Annotated in this window: 25 protein-coding genes; 18 read left to right on the top strand and 7 right to left on the bottom strand. The window is 67.1% G+C overall.

All coding sequences use genetic code 11. The features are described 5' to 3' along the window. Positions 1-15: 15 nt before the first annotated feature. Positions 16-1,002: a LysR family transcriptional regulator gene (locus G3W89_RS17770; RefSeq protein WP_162575418.1), complete on the bottom strand. Its 987-nt coding sequence runs from the start codon at positions 1,000-1,002 to the stop codon at positions 16-18. A 120-nt stretch (positions 1,003-1,122) separates the two neighbouring features. On the opposite strand from G3W89_RS17770, the gene G3W89_RS17765 reads away from it, so the two are divergent. The 9 genes from G3W89_RS17765 to tkt are packed head-to-tail and all read left to right on the top strand — an operon-like array spanning position 1,123 to position 10,262. Then, positions 1,123-2,589 carry a form I ribulose bisphosphate carboxylase large subunit gene (locus G3W89_RS17765; protein ID WP_162575417.1) on the top strand — a complete coding sequence of 489 codons (1,467 nt, stop codon included), beginning with the start codon at positions 1,123-1,125 and terminating at the stop codon, positions 2,587-2,589. A 24-nt stretch (positions 2,590-2,613) separates the two neighbouring features. Further along, the gene (locus G3W89_RS17760; protein WP_162575416.1) at positions 2,614-3,033 is read left to right on the top strand and encodes a ribulose bisphosphate carboxylase small subunit; all 420 of its coding nucleotides are present in this window, start codon (positions 2,614-2,616) and stop codon (positions 3,031-3,033) included. Positions 3,034-3,060: 27 nt separating this feature from the next. After that, a complete protein-coding gene (cbbX, locus tag G3W89_RS17755) occupies positions 3,061-3,984 on the top strand; it encodes a CbbX protein (protein ID WP_162575415.1) in 924 nt (307 codons plus the stop codon). Continuing rightward, positions 3,981-4,781 carry an HAD-IA family hydrolase gene (locus G3W89_RS17750; protein WP_162575414.1) on the top strand — a complete coding sequence of 267 codons (801 nt, stop codon included), beginning with the start codon at positions 3,981-3,983 and terminating at the stop codon, positions 4,779-4,781. The genes cbbX and G3W89_RS17750 overlap by 4 nt, the downstream gene beginning before the upstream one ends. 1 nt (position 4,782) lies before the next feature. Continuing rightward, positions 4,783-5,463 carry a ribulose-phosphate 3-epimerase gene (gene rpe / locus G3W89_RS17745; RefSeq protein ID WP_162575413.1) on the top strand — a complete coding sequence of 227 codons (681 nt, stop codon included), beginning with the start codon at positions 4,783-4,785 and terminating at the stop codon, positions 5,461-5,463. Further along, a complete protein-coding gene (locus G3W89_RS17740) occupies positions 5,460-6,176 on the top strand; it encodes an HAD family hydrolase (RefSeq protein WP_162575412.1) in 717 nt (238 codons plus the stop codon). Before rpe ends, G3W89_RS17740 begins: the two co-directional genes overlap by 4 nt. A 15-nt stretch (positions 6,177-6,191) precedes the next feature. Beyond that, positions 6,192-7,265, top strand: coding sequence for a class 1 fructose-bisphosphatase (locus G3W89_RS17735; protein WP_162575411.1), 1,074 nt, complete (start codon positions 6,192-6,194; stop codon positions 7,263-7,265). Between the two features lie 45 nt (positions 7,266-7,310). After that, positions 7,311-8,189 (top strand): phosphoribulokinase, encoded by an 879-nt coding sequence (locus G3W89_RS17730; RefSeq protein ID WP_162575410.1) that lies wholly within the window; start codon positions 7,311-7,313, stop codon positions 8,187-8,189. A 30-nt stretch (positions 8,190-8,219) separates the two neighbouring features. Further along, positions 8,220-10,262 carry a transketolase gene (tkt, locus tag G3W89_RS17725; protein ID WP_162575409.1) on the top strand — a complete coding sequence of 681 codons (2,043 nt, stop codon included), beginning with the start codon at positions 8,220-8,222 and terminating at the stop codon, positions 10,260-10,262. Positions 10,263-10,278: 16 nt separating this feature from the next. Here the strand turns inward: tkt and G3W89_RS17720 are convergent, their stop codons facing one another. Next, positions 10,279-10,878: an NADPH-dependent FMN reductase gene (locus tag G3W89_RS17720; protein WP_162575408.1), complete on the bottom strand. Its 600-nt coding sequence runs from the start codon at positions 10,876-10,878 to the stop codon at positions 10,279-10,281. A gap of 31 nt (positions 10,879-10,909) precedes the next feature. Here G3W89_RS17720 and G3W89_RS17715 point away from each other — a divergent pair, with 31 nt between their 5' ends. The 7 genes from G3W89_RS17715 to G3W89_RS17685 all read left to right on the top strand — a co-directional run bounded on the left by G3W89_RS17715 (position 10,910) and on the right by G3W89_RS17685 (position 16,483). After that, entirely contained in the window at positions 10,910-11,620 is a 711-nt protein-coding gene (locus G3W89_RS17715) for a GntR family transcriptional regulator (RefSeq protein WP_162577531.1), read from the top strand. Positions 11,621-11,629: 9 nt separating this feature from the next. After that, a complete protein-coding gene (locus tag G3W89_RS17710; protein ID WP_162575407.1) occupies positions 11,630-12,193 on the top strand; it encodes a VOC family protein in 564 nt (187 codons plus the stop codon). 46 nt (positions 12,194-12,239) lie between these two features. Beyond that, positions 12,240-13,103 (top strand): fumarylacetoacetate hydrolase family protein, encoded by an 864-nt coding sequence (locus G3W89_RS17705; RefSeq protein WP_162575406.1) that lies wholly within the window; start codon positions 12,240-12,242, stop codon positions 13,101-13,103. A 72-nt stretch (positions 13,104-13,175) separates the two neighbouring features. After that, positions 13,176-14,144, top strand: a complete 969-nt coding sequence (locus G3W89_RS17700; RefSeq protein ID WP_162575405.1) for a Bug family tripartite tricarboxylate transporter substrate binding protein — start codon at positions 13,176-13,178, stop codon at positions 14,142-14,144. A gap of 7 nt (positions 14,145-14,151) precedes the next feature. Continuing rightward, positions 14,152-14,730 (top strand): amino acid synthesis family protein, encoded by a 579-nt coding sequence (locus G3W89_RS17695; RefSeq protein ID WP_162575404.1) that lies wholly within the window; start codon positions 14,152-14,154, stop codon positions 14,728-14,730. A gap of 24 nt (positions 14,731-14,754) precedes the next feature. Continuing rightward, on the top strand, positions 14,755-15,744 hold the full coding sequence (locus G3W89_RS17690) for a zinc-dependent alcohol dehydrogenase family protein (RefSeq protein WP_162575403.1): 990 nt from the start codon (positions 14,755-14,757) through the stop codon (positions 15,742-15,744). 112 nt (positions 15,745-15,856) lie between these two features. Next, positions 15,857-16,483, top strand: coding sequence for a DUF6544 family protein (locus G3W89_RS17685; RefSeq protein ID WP_162575402.1), 627 nt, complete (start codon positions 15,857-15,859; stop codon positions 16,481-16,483). 71 nt (positions 16,484-16,554) lie between these two features. On the opposite strand, the gene G3W89_RS17680 is transcribed toward G3W89_RS17685, so the two are convergent. The 4 genes from G3W89_RS17680 to G3W89_RS17665 form a co-directional block, all read right to left on the bottom strand. Beyond that, on the bottom strand, positions 16,555-17,991 hold the full coding sequence (locus tag G3W89_RS17680; protein ID WP_232076600.1) for a trypsin-like peptidase domain-containing protein: 1,437 nt from the start codon (positions 17,989-17,991) through the stop codon (positions 16,555-16,557). A gap of 13 nt (positions 17,992-18,004) precedes the next feature. Beyond that, entirely contained in the window at positions 18,005-18,460 is a 456-nt protein-coding gene (locus G3W89_RS17675) for a universal stress protein (protein WP_162575400.1), read from the bottom strand. Positions 18,461-18,563: 103 nt separating this feature from the next. Continuing rightward, positions 18,564-20,006, bottom strand: a complete 1,443-nt coding sequence (locus G3W89_RS17670; RefSeq protein WP_197893567.1) for a phenylacetate--CoA ligase family protein — start codon at positions 20,004-20,006, stop codon at positions 18,564-18,566. 79 nt (positions 20,007-20,085) lie between these two features. Further along, a complete protein-coding gene (locus tag G3W89_RS17665) occupies positions 20,086-20,349 on the bottom strand; it encodes a DUF883 family protein (protein ID WP_162575399.1) in 264 nt (87 codons plus the stop codon). A 225-nt stretch (positions 20,350-20,574) separates the two neighbouring features. On the opposite strand from G3W89_RS17665, the gene G3W89_RS17660 reads away from it, so the two are divergent. Then, a complete protein-coding gene (locus tag G3W89_RS17660; RefSeq protein ID WP_162575398.1) occupies positions 20,575-23,163 on the top strand; it encodes a cation-translocating P-type ATPase in 2,589 nt (862 codons plus the stop codon). A 414-nt stretch (positions 23,164-23,577) separates the two neighbouring features. Here G3W89_RS17660 and G3W89_RS17655 read toward each other — a convergent pair whose 3' ends face one another. Beyond that, the gene (locus tag G3W89_RS17655; RefSeq protein ID WP_162575397.1) at positions 23,578-24,231 is read right to left on the bottom strand and encodes a BON domain-containing protein; all 654 of its coding nucleotides are present in this window, start codon (positions 24,229-24,231) and stop codon (positions 23,578-23,580) included. Positions 24,232-24,421: 190 nt separating this feature from the next. On the opposite strand from G3W89_RS17655, the gene G3W89_RS17650 reads away from it, so the two are divergent. Beyond that, positions 24,422-25,261, top strand: coding sequence for a L,D-transpeptidase (locus tag G3W89_RS17650; protein WP_232076598.1), 840 nt, complete (start codon positions 24,422-24,424; stop codon positions 25,259-25,261). Positions 25,262-25,272 lie beyond the last annotated feature (11 nt).

Below are 25,272 nucleotides of genomic sequence, written 5' to 3'. Positions count from 1 at the left end.
CGCGCCTTCGCGGGCTCAGGTGCGTGCGGCGCTGCGCTTGCGCGCAAGTTTTCGCGCAGGTTGGCGCGCCGGCGGCAGCTGGCCGAGCTGATGCTGGATCTGTGCCTGGCCCTGCGCGCGAAGATAGTCCTCGAAGGCCAGCGCGACCTGCGGCAGCTGGCGCGACGCGAGGTGCATGACGTACCAGTCGCGCACGATCGGATTGCCGGGCACCGGCAGGAGCGCCAGCAGGCCCGCGTTCATCTCGAGCACGCAGGTGTGCATCGACAGGAAGGCGATGCCGAAGCCGGCGGCGCACATCTGCTTGATGGCCTCGTTGCTCGACAGCTCGGAGCCGATGCGCAGCGGCAGTCCGTTGTCCTTGAAGAAGCGCTCGACCGTGGTGCGCGTGCCCGAGCCGCGCTCGCGCACCAGCATGCGCGTCTCGGAGAGCAGCGCGAGGCTGGGCTTGGCCGCAGACATCAGCGGATGTCCGGGCGCCGCGAGAAAGGCCATCGGGTGCTTGGCGAAGGCACTTGAATCGGTCTTCAGCTCGGCGGGCGGGCGGCCCATGATCGCGACGTCGATTTCCTGGCCCGCAAGCATGCGCACGATCTCGTCGCGGTTGCCGACCTGGAGCTTGACCTTGACCTTCGGATGCTCCTTGGCGAAGTTCACCAGCATCGGCGGCAGCAGGTACTCGGCCGTCGTGATGGCGCCGACGCGCAGCGTTCCGGAGAAGACGCCCTGCAGCGTGGCCATTTCTTCGCCGGCCTCGCGCCACAGGTCGAGGATGCGCCCCGCATAGGCAGCGAGCAGCTCGCCGGCTTCGGTCAGCCGGATGCCCCGTCCGGTGCGCTGCAGCAGCGGCGTGCCGGCCGATTCCTCGAGCGTGCCGATCTGGATCGACACCGCAGGCTGCGTGAGATGCATCTCGTCGGCCGCCAGCGACACGCTGCCGAGCCGGGCCACCGCATGGAAGGTGGCGAGCTGGCGAAAGCTCGCGTGCTTGGTAAGAGGCATCGAACGATATTAGGTTTGCAACATGTCAATGTCAAAAGTTTTAATTTTTCCTAATCGTTCCAGCGGCCTACATTCTTCTCACCGACAGCACGAACCCATTCATCTCGAGAGGCGAACCCCATGGGCAACATGAACGAAGCGATCCAGATCACCGACGCCAAGAAGCGCTACTCGGCCGGCGTGCTGAAGTATGCGCAGATGGGCTACTGGGACGGCGACTACCAGCCCAGGGACACCGACATCCTCGCGCTGTTCCGCATCACGCCGCAGGAAGGTGTGGATGCCGTCGAGGCCGCGGCGGCAGTGGCAGGCGAATCGTCGACCGCGACCTGGACGGTGGTGTGGACCGACCGGCTCACCGCCTGCGACATGTACCGCGCCAAGGCCTACAAGGTCGAGCCGGTGCCGAACAACCCGGGCCAGTACTTCTGCTACGTGGCCTACGACCTGTCGCTGTTCGAGGAGGGCTCGATCACCAACGTGACGGCCTCCATCATCGGCAACGTCTTCAGCTTCAAGCCGCTGAAGGCCGCCCGGCTGGAAGACATGAAGTTTCCGGTGGCCTACATCAAGACCTTCTCCGGCCCCCCCACCGGCATCGTGGTGGAGCGCGAGCGGCTCGACAAGTTCGGCCGGCCGCTGCTGGGCGCGACGACCAAGCCGAAGCTGGGCCTGTCCGGGCGCAACTACGGGCGGGTGGTGTACGAGGGACTGCGCGGCGGGCTGGACTTCATGAAGGACGACGAGAACATCAACTCGCAGCCTTTCATGCACTGGCGCGATCGCTTCCTGTTCGTGATGGATGCGGTGAACAAGGCGAGCGCGGCCACCGGCGAGGTCAAGGGCAGCTACCTGAACGTCACGGCCGGCACGATGGAAGAGATGTACCGCCGTGCGCAGTTCGCCAAGGAGCTCGGCTCCGTGATCGTGATGGTGGACCTGGTGATCGGCTACACCGCCATCCAGTCGATGAGCCACTGGTGCCGCCAGAACGACATGATCCTGCACCTGCACCGTGCCGGCCACGGCACCTACACGCGGCAGAAGAACCATGGCGTGAGCTTCCGCGTCATTGCCAAGTGGATGCGCATGGCGGGGGTGGACCACATCCATGCGGGCACGGCCGTCGGCAAGCTCGAGGGCGACCCGATGACGGTGCAGGGCTACTACAACGTCTGCCGCGACACGCACACCCAGGTGGACCTGCCGCGGGGCATCTACTTCGACCAGGACTGGGGCGCGCTGCGCAAGGTGATGCCGGTGGCCTCGGGCGGCATCCACGCGGGCCAGATGCACCAGCTGCTGGACCTCTTCGGCGACGACGTGGTGCTGCAGTTCGGCGGCGGCACCATCGGGCATCCGCAAGGCATCCAGGCCGGGGCGACCGCGAACCGCGTGGCGCTCGAAGCCATGGTGCTGGCCCGCAACGAGGGCCGCGACATCGCCAACGAGGGGCCGCAGATCCTGCGCGACGCGGCCCGGTGGTGCACCCCATTGGCAGCCGCGCTCGACACCTGGGGCGAGATCACCTTCAACTACGCGTCGACAGACACGTCCGACTACGTGCCGACGCCGTCGGTGGCCTGAACCGATTCACCCGGAGAGACAGACATGCGAATCACGCAAGGCACCTTTTCGTTCCTGCCCGACCTGAGCGACGAGCAGATCAAGCGCCAGGTCGAGTACTGCCTCGACAAGGGCTGGGCGATCGGCATCGAGTACACCGACGACCCGCACCCGCGCAACACCTTCTGGGAGATGTTCGGCAATCCGATGTTCGACATCCAGGACGCGGCCGGCGTCATGCTCGAGCTCGCGGCCTGCCGCAAGACCTTCGGGCTGCAGTACATCCGGGTGACGGCCTTCGACTCGACCCACGGGACCGAGTCGGTGGTGATGTCCTTCATCGTCAACCGGCCGGGCAACGAGCCGGGCTTCCGCCTGATCCGCACCGAGGAGCCGGGCCGCACCATCCGCTACAGCATCGAGAGCTACGCCGTCCAGGCGCGGCCCGAAGGCGCGCGGTACTGAGGCCGGCCTGAGACGCAAGGCACCCGCATGGACGCCGCCCAGACCCCAGACACCGCCACCGCGCCGAGGCAGCTCTTCGAGGCCTCGGGCGTCAAGACGCTGCTCGACCAGCTCGATGCCGAGCTGGTCGGCCTGGCGCCGGTGAAAGGCCGCATTCGCGACATCGCCGCGCTGCTCCTGATCGACAAGCTGCGCCAGGCGCAGGGGCTGCAATCGCAGCCGCCTTCGCTGCACATGTCCTTCACCGGCAATCCGGGCACTGGCAAGACGACGGTGGCGATGCGCATGGCCGAGGTGCTCAGGCAGCTGGGCTACGTTCGCAAGGGGCACCTGGTGGCGGTGACGCGCGACGACCTGGTCGGCCAGTTCATCGGCCACACGGCGCCCAAGACCCGCGAAGTGATCAAGAAGGCCATGGGCGGCGTGCTGTTCATCGACGAGGCCTACTACCTCTACCGGCCGGAGAACGAGCGTGACTACGGACAGGAGTCGATCGAGATCCTGCTGCAGGTGATGGAGAACCAGCGCGACGACCTGGTCGTGATCCTCGCGGGCTACAAGGACCGCATGGAGACCTTCTTCGGCAGCAATCCGGGAATGGCCTCGCGCATTGCGCACCACATCGACTTCCCGGACTACAGCGAGGCCGAGCTGATGCAGATCGCGCAGCTGATGCTGCAGCGGCTGAACTACAGCTTCGACGATGGCGCGGTGTCGAGCTTCGCGCGCTATGTGAGCCTGCGCCGGGGGCAGCCGCATTTCGCCAACGCGCGATCGGTGCGCAATGCGCTGGACCGCATCCGGCTGCGCCACGCCACGCGGCTGTTCGGCAGCGAAGAGGCCCTGACGCGCGAGCAGCTCTGCACGCTGCAGGCGCAGGACATCCTGGCGAGCCGCGTGTTCGATGCGCGTCCCGGCGCGACGACAGCAGAAGTCGAGGTACTCCGATGAGCATCGAGGCGATCGTGTTCGACGTCGACGGCACCCTGGCCGACACCGAGGAGGTGCATCGCCGCGCCTTCAACCTGGCCTTCGGGGAGCTCGGGCTGGACTGGCGGTGGGAACGCGCCGAATACAGGAGCCTCCTCGCGGTCACGGGCGGCAAGGAGCGGCTGAGGGCCTACATCGATGGCCTGGCCCTGTGCGCCTCCGAGAAGAAGCGCCTGCGCGAGCAGGTGCCCGAGCTCCATGCCGCCAAGACGCGCCACTACACCGGCATCGCGCTGCAGGGTGGCCTCGCGCTGCGTCCCGGCGTGGCACGCCTGCTCGAAGAGGCGATCGGCGCCGGGCTGCGCCTGGCGATCGCCAGCACCACGACCGCGGTGAACATCGACGCCTTGCTGCTGGCCACGCTGGGTCCGTGCGGCCTGTCGATGTTCGACGTGATCGCCTGCGGCGACCAGGTCCGCGCGAAGAAGCCCGCACCCGACATCTACCGGCTGGCGCTCGACACGATGGGCGTGGCGCCGGAGCGGGCGATCGCCGTCGAGGACTCGGCCAACGGACTGCGCTCGGCGCTCGCTGCCGGGCTGTGGACGCTGGTCACGCCGACGTTCTGGACCGAGGGCGGGGACTTCAGCGGTGCGGGCCTGGTCCTGCCGAGCCTGGGCGACAGGGAGCAGCCGCTCGATGGCGAACCCGGCGAGCGACTCCAGTCGGCCGCCTGGCTCGGCGTCGACGAACTCACGCATCTCGCGACCGCGGTGCCGCCCGTGAATGCCGTGCAGGCACTCTACCGAGGGGAATGAGATGCAGGAGAAGACCATCCGGATCGCACCGAGCCTGCTCTCTGCCGACTTCGCGCGCCTGGGCGAGGAGGTGAGCGCGGTCATCGAGGCCGGTGCCGACCTGATCCATTTCGACGTGATGGACAACCACTATGTCCCGAATCTGACAATCGGTCCGCTGGTCTGCCAGGCCATCAGGCCCTACGCCACGGTGCCGATCGACGTGCACCTGATGGTGAAGCCGGTCGACGCGCTGGTCCCGATGTTCGCCGAGGCCGGCGCCTCGATCATCTCGTTCCATCCCGAGGCGAGCGAACACGTGGACCGGACCCTCCGTCTGATCCGGGCCAGCGGCTGCAAGGCCGGGCTCGTTCTGAACCCGGCCACGCCGCTGCAGGTGCTCGACCATGTGCTGGAGCAGCTCGACCTGGTGCTGCTGATGTCGGTCAACCCCGGTTTCGGCGGGCAGAGCTTCATCGAGAGCGTGCTGCCGAAGATCGAGGCAGCACGCCGGCGCATCGACGCCAGCGGGCGCGACATCTGGCTCGAGGTCGACGGCGGCGTGAAGGCCGACAACGCCGAGCGCATCGGCGCGGCCGGGGCCGATACGCTGGTGGCGGGCTCGGCGGTGTTCGCCGGCGGGCGCTATCGCGAGGCGATCCAGGCCATCCGGACGCGGGCGCTGGCTGGGAGCGCGGCATGAAGGATTTGCGGGCCATCGAAGCCATTGCCTTCGACCTCGACGGCACGCTGGTCGACAGCGCCCCTGACATCCGGCATGCCTTGAATGCCGCGCTCGAAGCGGCGGGCCTTGCGCATTTCGACCTGGACACCGTGCGCGCATGGATCGGCGACGGCCCTGACGCGCTGATCGCGCAAGCGCTGTGCCGGCATGAAATCGACCCCGACGAAGCGATGCACGCGCAGCTGCGCAAGACCTTCGATGCGTACACGCTGGCTGCGCCTCTGCAATCCGGCGGCGTCTTCCACGGCATCGCCGAACTCGTCGCCGGACTGGCCCGGAGGCTGCCGATGGTGGTGGTCACCAACAAGCCGACAGCCCTGGCACGCGCCGTGCTGCGTGCGGCCGGGTTGCTGCCCTGCCTGAGCGGAGTTCATGGCGCCGATGCAGCCGACCAGCGCAAGCCCGCACCCTTTCTGCTGCTGGCCGCCGCGCAGCGGCTGGGCGTGGCGCCTGAGCGCTTGCTGATGGTCGGCGACGCGCCGCCCGACCTGCTCGCCGCGCAGGCCGCCGGATGCCCGGCCGCACTGGTCGCATGGGGCTATGGCGGGCATGCCATCGCGAAGGCACTGCCGCCGCGAGCATGGCGCGTCGAGACGCCGCAACAACTGCTGCTCGCGGCGCTGGGATCGCGCGGCGTGCGCGGCGTGCGCAGCGAGGCAACGAATCATTAGAACCAGGAGATCGACATGCCAATCGCAGGCAAGGCCACGCTGACCCAGTACATCATCGAGGAACGCCGCCGCCATCCGGCTGCCACGGGCGCACTCAACGCCGTCATTACCGATGTGTCGCTTGCGTGCAAGGCGATCTCGCGAAAGGTGGCATTGGGTGCGCTCGGGGACATCCTCGGCAGCGCCAGCAGCCGGAACGTGCAGGGCGAGGAGCAGAAGACGCTCGACATCCTGAGCAACGACATGTTCCTGCGCGCGAACGAGTGGGGCGGCCACGTGGCGGGCATGGTGTCGGAGGAAATGGAGGCGCCCTACCTGCCGCCGCAGCAGCAGCCGCGGGGCAAGTACCTGCTGCTGTTCGATCCGCTGGATGGCTCGTCCAACACGGACGTCAACGTGGCGGTGGGCAGCATCTTCTCGATCCTGCGCGCGCCCACGCCGCAGCGGGACGCCAGGCCGGAGGACTTCCTGCAGCCTGGCACGGAGCAGGTCGGTGCCGGCTACGCGATCTACGGGCCCTCGACCATGCTGGTGCTGACCCTCGGCAACGGCACGCACGCGTTCACGCTCGATCCGCAACTGGGCGAATGGGTGCTGAGCCATCCGAACCTGCGCATTCCCGCGCGGACCCGCGAGTTCGCCATCAACGCGTCGAACAGCCGCTTCTGGGAACCGGCGGTGAAGCGCTATGTCGATGAATGCCTGGCCGGCGGCGAAGGCCCGCGGGGCATCGACTTCAACATGCGCTGGATCGCCTCGCTCGTGGCAGAGACGCACCGCATCCTGATGCGTGGCGGCGTGTTCATGTATCCGCGAGACAGCAAGGAGTCGGGCCGTGCGGGGCGCCTGCGCCTGCTCTACGAGGCCAATCCGATCTCCTTCCTGATCGAGCAGGCCGGTGGCATGGCGAGCACCGGCCGCCGCCGCCTGATGACGGTCGAGCCCGAATCGATCCACCAGCGCATCGGGCTGGTGTTCGGATCGTCGGAAGAGGTCGCGCGCGTGGAGGCCTACCACGCCGAGGCGCCGCAGGACACCTACCGCGCGCCATTGTTCGGCAAGCGCGGCCTGTTCGCGACCGCGGGCTGAGAGAAGCGCCGCCGACCGCAAGAATTCTTCATTCTCGAGGCCACCATGTCAGCCAAACATCCCATCGTTGCGATCACCGGCTCCTCCGGCGCCGGCACCACCTCCGTCACGCGAACCTTCGAGAACATCTTCCGCCGTGAAAGCATCCAGGCAGCCATCGTCGAGGGCGACAGCTTCCACCGCTACGACCGGAACACGATGAAGGTGGCGATGGCGGAGGCAGAGGCGGCCGGCAACCGGAACTTCAGCCATTTCGGGGAAGACGCGAACCTGTTCGCCGAACTCGAAGCACTGTTTCGCGACTACGGCGAGGCGGGCGTCGGCCGCAGCCGGAAGTACCTGCACGACGCTCAGGAGGCGGCGCCCTGCGAGCAGGAGCCCGGGACCTTCACGCCGTGGGAAACGCTGCCGTCGAGCGAACTGCTGTTCTACGAAGGCCTCCACGGCGGCGTGACCACCGGGAAGGTCGACATCGCGCGCCATGTCGACCTGCTGATCGGCGTGGTGCCGGTGATCAACCTCGAATGGATCCAGAAGCTGCAGCGCGACAAGAGCACTCGTGGGTACTCGACCGAGGCCGTGACCGACGTGATCCTGCGGCGCATGCATGAGTACGTGCACTACATCTGCCCTCAGTTCACGCGCACCCACATGAATTTCCAGCGGGTGCCGGTGGTCGACACCTCCGATCCGTTCATCGCGCGGACCATCCCGAGCCCTGACGAGAGCCTGGTGGTGATCCGCTTCGCCAACCCGGCGGGCTTCGACTTTCCCTATCTCCTGAGCATGCTGCACGACTCCTTCATGTCGCGCGCCAACACGCTGGTGGTGCCGGGCGGAAAGATGGAGCTCGCGATGCAGCTGATCTTCACGCCGATGATCCTGCGCCTGGTGGAGCGGCGGAAGAAGGCGTATGCCATTTAGTGGGGCTGGACTTTCATCAGGAGCTTCGTCATGACGGCTGACAACCTCGTCTTGCGCAGGCAGTGCGCCAATGCCATTCGCGCACTGGCCATGGATGCCGTGCAGGCCGCCAACTCGGGCCATCCGGGCATGCCGATGGGCATGGCCGACATTGCCGAGGCCTTGTGGCGGCATCGCCTGCGCCACGATCCGGCGCACCCGCGGTGGATCGACCGCGACCGCTTCGTCGTCTCCAACGGACACGGCTCGATGCTGCTGTATGCGCTGCTCCACCTGAGCGGCCATGCGCTTCCCATGGAGGAACTGCGGCGCTTTCGCCAACTGCATTCGCGCACGCCGGGGCATCCCGAGGTGGGCGTCACGCCGGGCGTCGAGACCACCACCGGGCCGCTGGGGCAGGGCATCGGCAATGCCGTGGGCATGGCGCTGGCGGAGAAGCTGCTGGCTGCGGAGTTCAACAGGCCCGGCCATGGCGTGATCGACCACCGCACCTATGTGTTCCTCGGCGATGGCTGCCTGATGGAAGGCATCAGCCACGAGGCCTGTTCGCTGGCAGGCACATGGCGGCTGAACAAGCTGGTGGCCTTCTACGACGACAACGGCATCTCCATCGATGGCGAGGTCAGCGGCTGGTTCAACGACGACACGCCTGGCCGCTTCGAAGCCTACGGCTGGACCGTGCTGCGCGACGTCGATGGACATGACGCGCAGGCACTGGATGCAGCGATCGACCGGGCGGTTGCCGCCGACCGCCCTGTGCTCGTGTGCTGCAAGACGCGCATCGGCCAGGGCTCGCCGAACCGCGCCGGCACGGCCAAGGCACACGGGGAGGCACTGGGCGAAGCCGAGATCGCTCTCACGCGACAGGCGCTGGGTTGGAACGCTGCACCCTTCGAGGTGCCCGCCGAGATCGCACAAGCCTGGTCGGCGCGTGAGTCCGGCGCATTGCTGCACTCGCAATGGCAGGCACGCTTCGACGCCTATTCACAGGAATATCCGGCGCTCGCGCGCGAGCTGCTGCGGCGGCATCGCATCGACGCGCCGCTCACCGCGGAGGTCGAGGCGGAGCTGGCCTCTGCGGCATTGCGGGCGGAACAGCAGCGCGCTGCGGTTGCGACGCGCAAGGCTTCGCAGCAGGTGCTCGACCAGGTCGCACCCGCCATGCCGGAACTGATCGGCGGCTCGGCCGACCTCACCGGATCGAACCTGACGGACTGGAAAGGGCATCGCCCGCTCAAGGGCGCGGGCACGGGCAACCACGTGCATTACGGCGTGCGCGAGTTCGGCATGGCGGCCATCATGAACGGGCTGGCGCTGCACGGCGGGCTGCGCCCCTTCGGCGGCACCTTCCTGACCTTCTCCGACTACGCGCGCAACGGCGTGCGCATGTCGGCCTTGATGAAGCTGCCGGTCATCTACGTCTTCACGCACGACTCGATCGGCCTGGGCGAGGACGGGCCGACGCATCAGCCCGTGGAGCATGCCTCCAGCCTTCGCCTGATCCCGCATGTGGATGTCTGGCGCCCGGCCGACGCCACCGAGACGGCGGTGGCCTGGCGGCAGGCGCTGCGCCGCGTCGATGGGCCCAGCTGTCTGCTGCTGACGCGCCAGGCTCTGCCGCATTCCGGTGGAGGCACCGAGCGCATCGAATCCATCGCACGGGGCGCCTACGTGCTCCAGCGCCCGGAAGCAGAGTGCGTCGCGTTGCTGGCGAGCGGCTCGGAGGTCGGCGTCGCGCTGGCGGCCGCGGCCCTGCTGGAAGATGAGGGAATCGCGGCCCGCGTGGTGTCGGTGCCGTGCATGGATGTGTTCGAGCGCCAGCATGCGGATTGGCGCAACGCCGTGATTCCACGCCACCTGCCGCGGCTCGCGGTGGAAGCCGGCAGCACCGGCCTGTGGTGGAAATACGTGGGCGAGCACGGCGACGTGGTGGGACTCGACTGCTTCGGAGAGTCCGCACCGGCGGGTGAACTCTTCAAGCTGTTCGGCCTTACCGCGGAGGCGGTGGCGGAGCGTGCCCGACGCCTCTTGGCGAGCGCATCGCGGGCGCTCTCCCTGCAGTATCCGATGTAACCCGATCACCGCGCAGTCATTCGGCGCGTCCGGATCGGCGGGCCGCACCGCTCAGGAGCGCGATTTCATCGAGGAGGTCATGGAGAGCGGCCTTCACGAAATCGAGCGTGGGCTCATGGACGAGCCGGCCATCGCGGATCTGTGCAGCGACGTTCGCGATCGCGACATGCTGCCGCACCACCGGCCGCGCCAGCGTGGCGGCCAGAGCATCCCGGATTTGCGCCTGCGCGCGCACGCCTCCGGATGTACCGGGCGAGGCGGTGATGACGAGCGCCGGCTTGCCCTTCAGCGGTGAAGCGAATCCCGGGCGGGAGGCCCAGTCGATCGCGTTCTTCAGCACACCAGGCATCCCGTAGTTGTATTCGGGCGAGCACAGCACGAGTCCGTCGGCTTGCGAGATGGCCTGCTTGAGCTTGACCACGGCAGGAGGCGGCGTGGCCCCATCAAGGTCGGCGTTGTAGAGCGGGATCTCGTCCAGCGCAAAGAGTTCGACGGATGCCGAATCAGGCAGCAGTGCCTGGAGGCTGCGAAGAACAGCGGTGCAGTTCGATTCGCGCCGGATGCTGCCTGAAATGGCGAGCAGTCGGGGCAGGGTCGCGGAGGCACGATCGTGCATGCAAATTCTTTCTTCCAAAAAAACTGAGTTTATGCATAAAATCAGCTCCATGCACAAACAAGAGCAACTCAACTACGAACCGCCGCTCGCCGAGCAGGCCTTCGTGCGCTTGCGGCGGGACGTGCTGGGCTGCACCTATGATGCCGGCGCCAAGCTCAAGCTCGATGAGCTCCAGGCCTCTTACGGCTATTCCAGCAGCCCCTTGCGCGAGGCACTCAACCGCCTGGCGCAGGAGGGTCTGGTCCGCGCCGACGAACGCCGTGGCTTCCGGGTGGCGGCAATCTCCGCAGAAGATCTGGCCGACATCACGCGCATGCGGCTGCTGATCGACATCCCGGCACTGCGCGATTCGATTGCGCATGGCGACGACGGTTGGGAGGCCGCCATCCTGGCCGCATTCCACCGCCTGGAGAAGGTCGAGTCCCGCCTCAACGACGGCCCCGTGGTGCTCGACGACAACTGGTCGGACCTGCATCGCGCCTTTCACCTGGCTCTGGTGGCGGCTTGCCCCTCCGAGCGCCAGCGCGCGTGGGGCGGCAGTCTCTTCGATCAGGCCGAGCGGTACAGGCGGTTCTCGGCACGCTTTCGCCGGTCGGCGCGGCGCAAGTCGAACGAGCATCGAAAGATCATGGACGCGACCCTGCGCCGCGATGCGGACACGGCGTGCGCCCTCTTGGAAGAACACATCCTCAGCACGCAGCGAAACGTCCTGGCCGCGCTCAAGGCGTCGGCGCAGTCCTAGGGAGACAGCATGCTCAACGTCACGCGACCCACGCCTTCGCACTTCGGCATCTACGTCACCGACCTGGAGCGGATGGTGGCCTTCTACACCGAGACCTTCGATCTCACGATCACCGATCGGGGCGTGGGCCGTACCTTCAGGAACGAGCTGGTCTTCACCAGCGCCAGCCCCGATCAGCACCACCAGTTGGTCCTGGCATCGGGCCGGCCGGCCGACGCGAAGTTCAGCACCGTGATGCAGATCTCCTTCGTCGTGCCCAGCATCCAGCATCTGCGCGATGTCTCGGCACGCGCGGCCGTGCGAGGTGCCACCGAGATCCGGGGCTTGAACCATGGCAATGCCCTGTCCGTCTACATGCGCGACCCGGAAGGCAACACGGTGGAGATCTATGTCGACACGCCTTTCTACGTGGCACAGCCTCACGGCGATCCGCTCGATCTCTCCAAGGACGACGAGACGCTGATGCGCGAGACCGAAGAGGCGTGCCGGCGTGATCCCACCTTCATGCCGCTTGCGCAATGGCAGTCGCAGTTCGAATCGCAGTCGACTGCGCACGCCTCGTATCCCGCCTGACGTTCGCGTCAGTCTTTCTCGATCCACGACTTCAACTGGAGTTCCCATGAAGCTTTTGTCATTTGTCCACCAAGGCCGCGAGACCTGGGGCGCCGTCGTCGGCGACGGCGTCGTCGACCTTGGAAAGGCGTATCCCCACCATGCGAGTCTTGCCGACTACATCGCCTCGGGCGAGTACCGCAATGCTGCCCAGCATGTCGAAGGCCGGTCAGTCGACGCCAAGCTCGCAGACATCGCGTTCCTGCCGGTGATTCCGCGCCCTGAGAAGGTCGTCTGTGCCGTGCGCAACTACATGGACCACCATCAGGAGGTCCTGGCCGCGGGCATGCAGCGCGAGCTTTCGGAGCAACCGCCGATCTTCCTGCGCGTCTGGCGCTCGCAATGCGCGCACAACGCGCCCATCGTTCGGCCGCATGTGTCGGAATCGCTGGACTGGGAAGGCGAGCTCGCGGTCATCATCGGCAAGAGCGGTCGCAACATCGCCGAGGCCGATGCCTTCGATCATGTGGCGGGGTACTCCTGCTACAACGATGGCAGCGTGCGCGAATGGCAGTTCCACGCGAAGCAGATCGCGTCCGGCAAGAACTTCGAATCCACCGGTGGCTTCGGTCCCTGGATGGTGACGGCCGACGAGATCGAGCCTGGCCGCGCGCTCAAGCTGGAGACTCGCCTGAACGGCGAAGTGGTGCAGAGCAGCCACACGGGCCACATGATCTTCAGCGTCCCGAAGCTGATCGCCTACGCCTCCACCATCTTCACCCTCGTGCCCGGCGACGTGATCGCCACCGGCACGCCTGCGGGCGTGGGCTGGAGCCGCAAGCCCCAGCGCTTCATGAAGCCCGGCGACGTCTGCGAGGTCGAGATCGAAGGCATTGGCGTGCTGCGCAACCCGATCGTGCAGCAGGACTGAGTTCTTCCGCCGGAGCGCCACACCCTTGCGGCGGTCCTTTTCCAGACAAGACAACATTCGGAGACAAGCATCATGCGGCGCAGACATTTCGTCACCGCGGGCCTGACCCTGGCCTGCGCGGCACCCTTCATGGCTTCCGCCCAGGATTTCCCGGACAAGCCGATCAAGATCTACCAGGGCTTCGCGGCCGGCGGCAATGCGGACACGATCGCCCGGGTGGTCGGCGCCGAGATGACCAAGGGTCTCGGCCAGCCCATCGTCGTCGAGGCCCAGACAGGGGCGGGCGGCACCATCGCTTCGGGGACGGTGGCGCGCGCCCGGCCCGACGGCTACACGCTGCTGCTGGCGACTGGCGGCCATGCCGTGGCGGGAGCTCTCTACAACAAGCTCAATTACCAGACCGTGTCGGACTTCCAGATGGTCTCCACCGTCACCTTCTTCCCCTTCCTGCTGGTGGTTCGGGCCGATTCGCCCTACAAGAGTCTTTCGGAACTGCTCTCCGCCGCCCGCAGCGATTCGCGTGGCGTCTCCTATGGCACCGCCGGCATTGGCTCGACCCATCATCTTGCCGTCGAGCTGCTGGTGCGCAGCGCCAAGGTGGAGATGCTGCACGTCCCCTATCGCGGGGATGCGGGCTCCGTCACGGCGCTGCTCGGTGGCGAGGTGCCCATGATCATCGCGCCGCCCACGGCCGTGATGGCCAACATCAAGGGCGGGAAGCTGAGGGCGCTGGCGACCACGGGCGCCGAGCGCTGGAGTGCGATGCCGGAGCTCCCGACGGTCGCGGAGCAGGGCGTACCAGGCTACGACGTGCGCTCCTGGGCCGGCCTCATGGCGCCGGCCGGCACACCACGGCCGGTGGTCGAGCGCCTGCGCGCCGAGACGCTCAAGGCCCTGCAGGTGCCCGCCGTCCGCGCGCGGCTGGAAGACATGGGTGGTGAAGCGCGCGGCAGCACGCCCGAGGAGATGACCACGATGGTCGCTGCCGAGTTCAAGCGCTGGACCGCCCTCGTGAACGATGCACACATTCCAAGGCAATGAGGTTTTCATGTCCATGATCGAAATCCGCAAGCGCAGTCTTGCCATCGAGACCACCTTCCACGAGGGCGGGCCGCCTCCGGAGACACCGCTCAAGCTGGCGGCGGCGTGCGCCGTCGTCCGCAACCCCTATGCAGGCCGGTACGAGCCGGATCTGATGCCCTTCATGGCCGAGCTGCGATCGCTGGGCATGCTGCTGGCCACCGAGCTGGTCGAGGTGCTCGGGCGCGACAAGATCGAGGTCTACAGCAAGGCGGCGATCGTCGGCGTCAACGGCGAGTTGGAGCACGGGGCCGTTTGGCACGAGGCCGGTGGCTGGGCCATGCGCGAGGTGCTGGGCGAGCCGAAGGCCATCGTCCCGTCGTCCAAGGCAGTGGCGGCCGCGGGCTACAGGCTCATGGTGCCGCTGCACTACATCCATGCCGCCTACGTGCGCAGCCACTACAACTCGATGGAGATCGGCATGCAGGATGCGCCGCGCCCCAACGAGATCCTGTTCGCGCTGGTCATGGGCACCGGTGGGCGGGTGCACGCGCGGCTGGGCGGGCTCACCAAGGACCAGGTGTCCGTCCATGACGGACAGCGCTGACACCATCCGCCATCGAGGTTCACCATGAAGGCCATCCAATTGCAGGCACCCGGCGGGCCCGACGTGCTGCAGCTCGTCGAGCTGCCCCTGCCGCAGCCCCAGGCGGGCGAGGTGCGGATCAAGGCCATGGCGATCGGAGCGGGCGGCCCCGACGTTCTGATCCGCAACGGCACCTACAAATGGATGCCGCCGATGCCGGCGATCCCGGGCAACGAAATGGCAGGCATCGTCGACGCGATCGGGCCCGGCGTGAGCGCTCTCCAGGTCGGACAGCGGGTGCTCGTGAGTGCGCGTGAACTGGCGCAGCGCGGCGGGTGCTATGCCGAAGCGATCTGCGTGCCCGCGGCCGCACCCTTCGTGTTGCCCGACGCGATCGGCTTCGAGCAGGCCGTCTGCCTTGGCAACTTCCAACTGGCGCTGGCGATGTTGTCGAGCAACGGCAACCTGCCGGCGAAATCCATTCTGGTTCCCGGTGCCGCCGGCGGCGTGGCCACTGCGCTCGTGCAGGTGGCGCGCGACCGTGGGCTGCATGTCATCGGGACCGCCTCGACACAGGAGAAGAGAAGCTTCGCGCTGGCCAACGGCGCGCACGAGGTGATCGAGAGCCATCCGCAGGGCCTGACCGAGAAGGTCATGCAGCTGACGGACGGCCGTGGCGTCGACCTTGCCTTCGATCATCTCGGCGGCGACCTCTTCATTGCGTGTCTGCGCGCGTTGGCGCCCTGCGGCATGGTGGTTTCCTACAACATCGTCAACGGGCCGCCGACGGGCGATGTGTTCGAGGAACTTCGCAAGCTGCTGGGCAGGAGCCTGGCCGTGCGCACCTTCTCCATCCATGCCATCGATGCCGATGCGAGCCAGCGACGCGGCTTGATGGAATCCGCCATCGCGCTCATGGCCGAGGGCCGGGTGCGTGCGCCGACGATCACCTCCTTCGCGTTGACGGACGCGCGCCGCGTGCACGAACTGCTCGACCGTGGAGGAACGCCGGGGAAGATCGTGCTGGTACCTTGACGAGGGCGGGACGCGGTTTGCCGCACCGAACTTTTCATTTCAGTCGCCAGGGCGTCATCATCCATCCGCCGCCGACGGTCAGCGAAGGCCGTCGTGTGGAGGTGCGCAAGCCTTGAGTGCCTTCGGCGCCTTCCTGCCTGTCGGCCGGCGCAAGCGGGGTCACATGATCAAGCGAATACTCCTGCTCACCGGAATCGCCGCCATAACGCTCGCGGGTCGGCAGTTGGCCCGCCGATGCACCGACGAGAAACAGGTGCGCGCAGCCTGGGCGCAGCTCGCCTCCACGGTGGGTCCGGTCGCCGGCCGCTTCGATCCGGCCATGGTGGCTGGCCTGCCGGAGCCCGCGCGCCGCTTCTTCCTGTTCGCCATCGAGCCCGGGGCTCGGCTCGGTTCGGTCGTGGAGATCACGATGGAAGGCGAGCTGTCGCTCGGCACGAAGGAAGAGCCGCACTACCAGCCCATGCAGGCGGAGCAGTTGCTGGCCGCGCCGCAGGGACTGGTGTGGCGCGTCCGCACGGGCAGCGGCGTCATGCGCGCCGAAGGTTCGGATGGCATGGTCGCGGACCGGTCCTGGACGCACTTCCGGATCCTTGGGTTGGTGCCGATCGTGCGCGCCGGCGGCGACGCCGATCACCTGAGATCGTCCTTTGGCCGGGTGGTCGGCGTAGGACTTGACCCTCACCGGCTCCCATTCGCGATTGAAGCGCTTGACCCACGGGGGTCCGCACCGCGGCGCTGATGTTCGTCCCCGGGAGGTCGACAGCCCTTGCTTCAGGCCAAGCGCAAGGGGCCGCGGGCGCGCCTGGCCGATCAGCGCGGCACGGCCCGTGTGGAAATCTTGACCGGCACGTAGGCCAGGCGGCGATCGCGCATGACGAGCAATGCGACGGTCCGGCCCGTTTTCACGTGCGACAGGGCCTGCCGGAAGTCGTCCACGCGTTCGAGGCGCTGGTCATTGATGGCGATGATCAGGTCGCCCGCCCGGATGCCCTCGCTGCGGGCGAGCCCGCTTGATTCGCGCACCAGCAGCCCGGCGTCGATGCGAAGCTGCTGGCGCGTTCCGGCGGAGAGCTCCCCGAGACTCAGGCCCAGGCCATCGTTCCATGGGGGCTCGGTGTTGACGGGTGAGGGGAGCCGTGCGCCCGGCTGCTCGGAAAGGGTGACCCAGATCGTGTGCGTCTCGCCGCGGCGCCAGAGCTCGAGTCGACTCCGCGTGCCGGGTGTTCGCCCGGCAATCTGCTGCAGCAACTCGGAGAAATGCGCCAAGCGCGCGCCGTCGATCGCAGTCACGATGTCGCCGGCCGCCAGCCCCGCGCGCCGGGCGGGACTGTCCGGGTCCACGTTGACGACCAGTGCGCCGCTCGATCGCGCAAGGCCGAACGACTCGGCCAGCAGGGGCGTCATTTCCTGGAGCTCGGCGCCAAGGTGTGCCCGGCGCACGGAGCCGGTGGTGCGCAACTGAGCCGCAATGGCCATGGCGAGATTGATCGGCACTGCGAACGAAAGGCCCATGTAGCCGCCGCTGCCGCTGTAGATCATGGAGTTGATCGCCACCACTTCGCCCCGGCTGTTGAATAGCGGACTGCCGGAGCTGCCTGGATTGATCGCGACATCGGTCTGGATGAACGGGATCTCGCCGGCGCCTGCGATGAGTCGATCCTTGGCACTCACCACGCCGGTGGTAACGGTTCCATGAAACCCGAACGGTGCGCCGATGGCTGCGACCCAATCGCCCGTCAACAGCTGCGACGAATCGCCGATGACCGCAACCGGAAGCCCCTCTGCGTCGATCTTCAGCAACGCGACATCGGTCTGCCGATCGCTGCCGACCAGACGGGCCGTGAATCGGCGCCCGTCGTCCAGGCGGATCTGCGCCTCGTCGACCTGGCTGACGACATGCGCGCTGGTGAGGATGAGCCCGTCGCTGGAGACGATGATGCCCGAGGCCAGATCGCGGATCTGGCTGATCCTCGCGCTCGCCGGAAGGGGCCAGGCAAGCCGGTCCGCGAAATCGTTCTCCGGCGCGAACTCCAGGCCCATGTCGCCTTCGCTCTCATCGCGCCCGATGCGCAGGGTGCTGATGTCCACCACCGTCGCGCTGCGGCTCGCGACCAGCGTCGAGAACGCCGTCGCCTGCCGGGCGGAGGATTCGCTGCTTGCCGGCGGGACCTGTGCCGGACTGATGGCGCAGCCATAGAGCAGGCAGGCGCAGGCGAGGGCGCAGAGGAATTGGCGTGGCTGTCGCACGGTTCGGTGCGCGTCAGGACTGTTCCGGATCTTCACGTAGCAGCAGGACGGGTACCCGGCTCTGCCGCACCACCAGATCGGCGTCGCTGCCGAGCGCCAGCCTGCTGAAGCCGCGCCGCCCATGCGTGCCCATGACGATCAGGTCGCAGCTCGAGCTGCGCGCCTCGTCGATCACGACATCCGCGATGCGGCCTTGCGTCACCTCCCGCAGAACCGTCTCCGCCTGAACATCGGCCGCAGCGGCTGCGGCCTGTGCCTTGGACAGCACCTCCTGGCCGTACTCGCGAACCTTGCGCATCGACGCGTCGAAGCTGGAGACCGCCGACATCTCCATGAGCATCGGAAAGTCATCGATGACGTGCAACAGGCGCAGCTTGCTCTTCTGCTCGGCGGCGAGCCGTATGGCTTCGCGCAGGCCGCGCTCGGCGGTGGCACTGCCGTCCAGCGGAACCAGAATATGTTGGTACATGGCTTTCCCTCGTTCGTCGGCCGTCTTGAACTTGCCCGCCGTCGGCCAGGTCGACGAGCCGGTTCATTGTTCGCTGCAGGCGCATCGCGGCGCTTGCGCTGTATCAACATTCACGCACGTGGGGTGGCCGGCTCCGTTCGCCCAGGAGGATTGCGCGCCACTGTGGTGCCGCGATGACCCGCTGGACCTTGCCGCTGCGGCCGTACAGTGCGGGCTCCGCGCTTCGGCAACGGATACGAATTCCTTGCGCGCCCTGGGCGCGCAGGAAGACCTCGAGCGCACCGCGGCCGTGTTCCAGCGCGGCCGCGGCGTCTGCGCCGTGCAGGCTGGTGCGCAGCAGGAGCTCGGACGGCCCCTCCTGCACCAGTTGAAAGTCGAACAAGCCGGCTTCGCTCTCCAGGACCGTGCTCAGGGCCAGCGGAAGAAGGGAGACGAGGTGGCCGGGGCCGCGGCCGAGCTGGAGGGTCTCGTCGCAGCGGCCCTCCACGTCAATGACAGGAAGATGCGATCCGCAGGGACACGGATCGGTGTGCAGCGTCACGCGGTCACCAAGGTCGTAGCGGATGAGCGGCTGCAGGTGATTGGCGAGATTGGTGAGAAGCACCGTTGCACCCGCTGTGTCGCACGGGACGGCACGCCCTTCGTCGTCCACCGATTCGAGGATCGCCCAGTCGCCGTTCAGGTGCAAGTGGCCCAAGGGGCACTCGAAGGCGAGCGACAGGAATTCGGACGCGCCGTAGCTGTTCGCGACTGGACAGTGGAAGGCTGCCTCGACGAGTCGTCGCATGGCGTCGGAAAGACCCTCGCCGCCGGTCCATACCTCCTGCGCCGCGATGTGCAAGCGACCGGCAAGCTGCTCTTGCGCCAGCAACACCGCTGCGCTCGGGTACGTGGCAATCACGGTGGGAGCGATGCGGTTCAAGTCTTCAACCAGCTGCGACATGGGCTGAAGAAAGGACACATTGTGGAGGCGCGGCGCGAGAACTTGGTTCAGCCGCTGCAGGCGCGCCACCGAGACCGTGCTCGCGAAATGCCCGGTTGTCGCCCCAACGAAGGCGATGCGTTCGCCAAGGCACCACGGATCCATCCAGCGGCGCAAGGGCCGCAGCGGTGGCCTGCGCAGCGCTTCCAGCGCATCGTAGACGGCCATGGCCTTGCGGTCCTGTACGAAGATGCACGGTTCGCCGCTGCTGCCGGAACTTTCCCACACGGTGTATGCGTCGTCCCCGAAGGGCATTCCGATCGATGCCGGGTCCGAGACGAAGTGGCGCAGGTCTTCCAGCCGCACCTCCGGATCGGTGACCCATTCGTCGAAATGTGCCATCAGCTCACTCTTGTGCAGGATGGGCAGATCGGTCAGACGAACGGGGCCGGTACGGTGGCCCGCGAGTAGACGCCCATAGAAGGGAGAACGGTTTGCGGCGGACTCGACGAGTTCGCCAAGGCGCCGCGCCCGAAGTGCCGTCAGGGCATCGCCATCGGCATGGCCGGCAGCGGCGACTTGCGCTGCCACCGTGCCGGCGAGCCAGGGATCGAAGGACAGCATGGCAGTGGAGCCAGCCGGTCCAGCTTGCCTTTCGAGGGTCGGGCCGCCATGGCCACTTCCCGAAAGGAAGCCGGACAGCTCAGCGCCGGGCGGCCAGGAAGCCGACGAGCAGGCCTGTGACCGCCACGGCCGCAAGTACCCCGTAGGGGTGCTGGTGGACGGACGCGTCGGCGGAGCGCATGGCCTCGCGCGCCTTCCGCAAGCTCGTGTCCTGCAACTCGCCGAACTGTGCACGCACGTCATGCAAGGTATCGTCGAGCCTGGTGCGCAGGTCGGCGCCGCGGCAAGCGGCATTCGAACCGGTGATGCAAGTGGTGGGCTCCTGCTGCAGGGTCTCGCTCATTGCATGTCTCCTTCGTTGAGGATGGATGGGTGGTGCAGGCCATGGCAGCGCGCCTCGATGGCCCTCGTCGCAGTGTCGACACCCGCGATATCTTGCGCCTTGATCTGGCGCAAGGAAGATCGACACGCTCGCGACGATCATCGGACGACTCGAGTTCAACCAGAGTCAAGCCATGAAGATTCTTTTCGCGATGCGAGTCGAGGCACCGGAGCCGCCGCGGTATCGATGAACGAGCGCTCGCGAGGACCGGTGTCCGCGCCCGTGCCGGGCGGGCTGAACGAGGCGGAGGCGGCGTATCGGCTGAAGCGAGACGGCCCGAACGAACTGCCGGTTTCGCGCCCACGCGGGATGCTGAGGGTGGCGCGCGAGGTGGCATCCGAGCCGATGTTCCTGCTGCTGGTGGCGTGCGGGGGCATCTACATGGTGCTCGGCGATGCCCACGAAGCACTGATGCTCCTCGGCTTCGTCACCGTGGTCATGGCCATCAGCTTCTTTCAACAGCGGCGCAGCGAACGCGCGCTCGATGCATTGCGCGAGCTGGCCAGCCCGCAGGCCATGGTCCTTCGCGGCGCGACAGCGCACCGCGTTCCTGCGCGCGAGCTGGTGGTCGGCGACGTCGTGCTGCTGAACGAAGGTGACCGCGTCCCCGCTGACATGGATCTCGTCCATGCGACCGATCTCGCCATCGACGAGTCGCTGCTGACCGGCGAGTCCATGCCAGTGGGGAAGGAGCCTTCGCCATCGAGGACGACCGAGGACACTTCGAAGGCGTTCTCCGGCACTCTGGTGACGCGAGGAGCCGGGCTCGGTTGCGTGATTGCCACCGGCGCCCGCAGCGCGCTGGGGCGCATCGGTCAGTCGCTCGCGAACGTCGCGGCCGTATCCACGCCGATCCAGCTGGAGACGCGCCGCATCGTCAAGCAGATGGTCGCCATCGGCCTCGCGCTGGCCGGTGTCCTCGTCGTCGCGCACGGCATCAGCCGGGGCGAGTGGCTGCAGGGGGTACTGGCGGGGCTCACGCTTGCCATGGCGATCCTGCCGGAAGAGCTTCCGCTGGTCCTCACGCTCTTCCTTGGCTTGGGCGCCTGGAGGCTGGCGCGCGAGAAGGTTCTCGTGAAGAGCATTCCCGCCATCGAACGGCTCGGCGGCACCACCGTGCTGTGCGTGGACAAGACCGGCACGCTCACCGTCAACCGGATGTCCATCAGACGCCTGTGGTCCGAGGCGGCGGTCTATGACCGGCTGCAAATGGCCGGTGGCGCACTGCAGGAGGAGCTGCATGGTGTCCTGGAGTACGCCGTGCTCGCCAGCCATCGACGGACCTTTGATCCGATGGAGGCGGCCATCGTCGCTGCCGGGAGGGACCTGCTCGCCGGCACGGAGCACTTGCACGCCGAATGGACGCTTGTGGACGACTATCCCTTGTCTCCAGGGATGCTGGCCATGTCGCGCGTGTGGCAGTCGCCGGATCAGCGCGACCGGCTCATCGCGGCCAAAGGCGCGCCGGAAGCCATCGTCGACCTGTGCCACATGGACCCGGGGCGGAGTGCCAGCGTGGCCGCGCAGGTGCGAGCAATGGCGCAGGACGGCCTGCGCGTACTGGGTGTGGCGCAAGCCACCTTCGGCGCAGCCTCGCTGCCCGAGATCCAGCATGATTTCGAGTTCCAGTTCCTGGGGCTCCTCGGGCTTGAAGACCCGCTGCGACCCCATGTGGCGCAGTCCATCGCCGAGTGCCGCGTTGCCGGCATCCGCGTGGTGATGATGACAGGCGACCATTCGGCGACGGCGCTTTCGGTGGCTCGCCAGGCCGGCATGCAAGCCGACACGCCGGTCATCAGCGGGGTCGAGCTTGCATCGCTTACGGATGAGGCGCTCGCCGCGCGCCTGGCTGACACCTGCATCTTCTCGCGCGTCCAACCCGAACAGAAGCTGCGCATCGTGCGGGCGTTTGCCGCAAGGGGCGATGTAGTCGCAATGACCGGCGATGGCGTCAATGACGCACCCGCGCTGAAGGCAGCCGCCATCGGCGTGGCGATGGGCGCGCGGGGCACGGAGGTGGCGCGCGAGGCGGCTGCGCTGGTCCTGCTGACCGACGACTTTGCCTCGCTGGTCACGGCGGTTCGCTACGGGCGCCGTGTGTTCGCCAACCTGCGCAAAGCGATGGTCTTCGTGATAGCCGCGCACGTGCCGATCGTCGGCCTGTCGGTGCTGCCGGTATTGCTGGGCTGGCCGATGCTGCTGATGCCGGTTCACATCGTGTTCCTGCAGCTGATCATCGACCCGGCCTGCTCCATGGTGTTCGAGGCCCAGCCGCCGGAGCCGGGCGCCATGAAGGTCGCTCCCCGCCCTGCACATCAAGGCCTGTTCGAGCGATCCGTTGTCGTGCGGGGGCTATGGCAAGGCGCAGGCTTGCTGGCGCTGCTGTTGACCGTCTACGCCGCCAGCCGGCACCTTGTTCCGTCTGATCGCGACGAAGTGGCTCGGACCTTGACCTTTTCGGCCCTTGTACTGTCCAACCTGGCGCTGATCCAGAGCAATCGCTCATGGGGCCGAAGCGCCTGGCGCGGCCACGGCGAGCCCACCCGGCAGTTCGGCTGGATCGTGTTGGGCGCCATCCTGCTCCTGGGCGTCGTGCTCGCCGTGCCTGCCGTCACTCGCCTGTTCGCGTTCGCTCGGCCGTCGCCGTCGCTCGTGCTGGCGGCGCTGAGCATATCGGCCTTGAGTTGGCGCTGGTTCGAGTTCGTCAAGCGATGGCGCGTCAGCGTCGGTGGTGCGCCGAGTGACATGGCCATCCATGCAGGGCGAAGCGAGTAGGGCCAGCTGCCGCGTCGGAGGGGCACTGCTGGCGCGGCTTGTGGGTACGTCAAGCTTGCGCCGCGCGAATCGGCGAAGCGCTGGCCCGGCATGCCGAGCAGGAGGCGCTTCGCGGCTTCGGGGCTATTCGAAAGGCGAGGACTTCCTCTCTTCCGAGAGAGATTCAGGCGCTTCGATGCCTCCTGCTTCGGCGTCGCGCGCCGCCTTCTCGATGGAATGGCCATGCCCCTCGTTGGGCCGCTCGATATCGATCCGATCCGGCTCCCACGCCCCACGCCGCGTGCTGCTGATCGCTTCGCCCGCAGCGTCGCCGGGAGGCAACGGCGATCGTCCCCGGCGCCTTTGTGCGCGTGCGGTGGAGGGACTGGGAGTCGAGCGCTTCTTCATGGCTTGGAGCCGTCATCCGGAGTGGCTTCAGTCCAGGACCACCAGCTCGTTCTCGACCGAGGTCACGCCCGGCACCGACCAGGCGGCATTGCGGACCGCATAGAGCTCTGCGAAGGAATGAACGCTGCCGCGCAGCGCGATCCTGGACCCGTCGACCGAGATCCGGATGCGATCGCTCTCGCGCTGCGCCTGCCGGGCCAACGCTTCCCGCAGCTTCTTTTCGATGTCCGCGGCATGCAGCTTCGGAGAGATCTTGACCAGGTTCGAGATGCCCGTGACGCCCATCAGGTGACGGACCGCGTGCTCCGCTGCACGGCGCTGGTACTCCCAGTCGACCTCGCCGTTCAGCGTTACCCAGCCGCTCTCGACGATCGGCTTGATCTTTCCCTTCGGCACGAGGATGCTCCATTCGAGCGCGTGCTCCACGGCCCGGGCAACGTCTGAATCCGTGCGCTCATCGCCCGCGGGCAGCTTGACCGTCATCTCGACCGCCAGCGCTTTGACGCCCCCGACACGTTGCGCGGCGCGTTCGGCGGCGATCTTTTCGGCATGGCTGCCAAGATGGCCTGTCAACGTGACCACGCCCTCCTTGACGGTGACGCCGACGGTGCCGGCCTTGATCGCCGGATCCCAGTCGAGCTCGGCCAGGACATCGGTGCGGAGTTGCGTATCGGACTTCATGACTTTCCTTTCAATGTGAAATCGAGGTTGGGCCTTTTTGCGAGGCGTCGATGCCACTGTAGAAAGACATCGCCGCCACCGCGTTGCGCTGGATCAAGGGAAGCACGCGTCTGCCCTGTCGGATTCGGGGGTCGACTCTTGCTTGATCTTCGTCAAGCGCGGCGCGCGAGGCCGTTCAACAATGCGCTGCATGAACAGACCCATCGCGCCTTGTCAGGTCCGGGCCGGTGCCGTCGCGCTGCTGCTCTTCTTCTCCGCCGCGGTCGTAGCGGCGCCCGCGGTCCCTTCCGAACTGGCGGCGTTGTATCGCAGCCGGGTGGACAAGGTGCTCGATGTGCCTGCCGACGAAGTACCGCGCTACCAGCGCCTGGCGGACGGAGCGCTCATGGGCGCGCATGCGGAGGTGTCGCACGCACAGTACTTGCTCGTCGTTGATCGCGATCCCCGGGTCCAGGCGGCGCTTCTGTTCTGGCGCTCCGCCGTTGGCGAATACCGTTTCATCGGCGCCTCGCCGGTGTCCACGGGACGCCCCGGGGAATTCGACCATTTCGAGACGCCGGCGGGTGTGTTCGATCATTCGCCGTCCAATCCCGACTTTCGTGCCGAAGGGACTTTCAACAGCAACGGGATCCGGGGCTATGGCGAAAGGGACATGCGCGTCTACGACTTCGGCTGGCAGCTTGCACCGAAGGGCTGGGGTGATGGCGCCGTGATGGAGATGCGGCTGCAGATGCACGCGACGGACGCGGAACTGCTGGAGCGTCGCCTCGGCAGCGCGCAGTCCAAGGGCTGCGTTCGCATCCCTGCCACGCTGAACACGCTGCTGGACCGCTATGGCGTGCTGGATGCCGAGTACGAGCGGCTTGCGGGCGGAGGGCAGAAGTTCTGGGTGCTGAGAGAGGACCGCGAGACGGTCTCAGACCCGGGCCGCTACTTGGTCATCGTCGACAGCGCCCGCAGCGACCGCCCTGAATGGAGTTCCGCGCCTTACATCCCGCATGTGCCCCGGCCGTCTTCAACGAAGCGCTAGAAGGTTGCGGA

It is taken from the genome of Variovorax sp. PBL-H6 (genome assembly GCF_901827155.1).
Classification (GTDB): Bacteria; Pseudomonadota; Gammaproteobacteria; order Burkholderiales; family Burkholderiaceae_C; genus Variovorax.
This window is presented reverse-complemented; position numbering and strand designations above follow the sequence as displayed.

Coding starts and splice junctions, on each gene's coding strand:
- G3W89_RS17690 (WP_162575403.1), top strand. CDS start 14,755: ATGAAGGCCATCCAATTGCAGGCACCCGGCGGGCCCGACGTGCTGCAG.
- G3W89_RS17655 (WP_162575397.1), bottom strand. CDS start 24,231: ATGAAGTCCGATACGCAACTCCGCACCGATGTCCTGGCCGAGCTCGAC.
- G3W89_RS17710 (WP_162575407.1), top strand. CDS start 11,630: ATGCTCAACGTCACGCGACCCACGCCTTCGCACTTCGGCATCTACGTC.
- G3W89_RS17770 (WP_162575418.1), bottom strand. CDS start 1,002: ATGCCTCTTACCAAGCACGCGAGCTTTCGCCAGCTCGCCACCTTCCAT.
- G3W89_RS17665 (WP_162575399.1), bottom strand. CDS start 20,349: ATGAGCGAGACCCTGCAGCAGGAGCCCACCACTTGCATCACCGGTTCG.
- G3W89_RS17720 (WP_162575408.1), bottom strand. CDS start 10,878: ATGCACGATCGTGCCTCCGCGACCCTGCCCCGACTGCTCGCCATTTCA.
- G3W89_RS17730 (WP_162575410.1), top strand. CDS start 7,311: ATGTCAGCCAAACATCCCATCGTTGCGATCACCGGCTCCTCCGGCGCC.
- G3W89_RS17700 (WP_162575405.1), top strand. CDS start 13,176: ATGCGGCGCAGACATTTCGTCACCGCGGGCCTGACCCTGGCCTGCGCG.
- G3W89_RS17760 (WP_162575416.1), top strand. CDS start 2,614: ATGCGAATCACGCAAGGCACCTTTTCGTTCCTGCCCGACCTGAGCGAC.
- G3W89_RS17735 (WP_162575411.1), top strand. CDS start 6,192: ATGCCAATCGCAGGCAAGGCCACGCTGACCCAGTACATCATCGAGGAA.
- G3W89_RS17715 (WP_162577531.1), top strand. CDS start 10,910: ATGCATAAAATCAGCTCCATGCACAAACAAGAGCAACTCAACTACGAA.
- cbbX (WP_162575415.1), top strand. CDS start 3,061: ATGGACGCCGCCCAGACCCCAGACACCGCCACCGCGCCGAGGCAGCTC.
- G3W89_RS17650 (WP_232076598.1), top strand. CDS start 24,422: ATGAACAGACCCATCGCGCCTTGTCAGGTCCGGGCCGGTGCCGTCGCG.
- rpe (WP_162575413.1), top strand. CDS start 4,783: ATGCAGGAGAAGACCATCCGGATCGCACCGAGCCTGCTCTCTGCCGAC.
- G3W89_RS17695 (WP_162575404.1), top strand. CDS start 14,152: ATGTCCATGATCGAAATCCGCAAGCGCAGTCTTGCCATCGAGACCACC.
- G3W89_RS17740 (WP_162575412.1), top strand. CDS start 5,460: ATGAAGGATTTGCGGGCCATCGAAGCCATTGCCTTCGACCTCGACGGC.
- G3W89_RS17675 (WP_162575400.1), bottom strand. CDS start 18,460: ATGTACCAACATATTCTGGTTCCGCTGGACGGCAGTGCCACCGCCGAG.
- G3W89_RS17705 (WP_162575406.1), top strand. CDS start 12,240: ATGAAGCTTTTGTCATTTGTCCACCAAGGCCGCGAGACCTGGGGCGCC.
- G3W89_RS17765 (WP_162575417.1), top strand. CDS start 1,123: ATGGGCAACATGAACGAAGCGATCCAGATCACCGACGCCAAGAAGCGC.
- G3W89_RS17750 (WP_162575414.1), top strand. CDS start 3,981: ATGAGCATCGAGGCGATCGTGTTCGACGTCGACGGCACCCTGGCCGAC.
- tkt (WP_162575409.1), top strand. CDS start 8,220: ATGACGGCTGACAACCTCGTCTTGCGCAGGCAGTGCGCCAATGCCATT.
- G3W89_RS17670 (WP_197893567.1), bottom strand. CDS start 20,006: ATGCTGTCCTTCGATCCCTGGCTCGCCGGCACGGTGGCAGCGCAAGTC.
- G3W89_RS17660 (WP_162575398.1), top strand. CDS start 20,575: ATGAACGAGCGCTCGCGAGGACCGGTGTCCGCGCCCGTGCCGGGCGGG.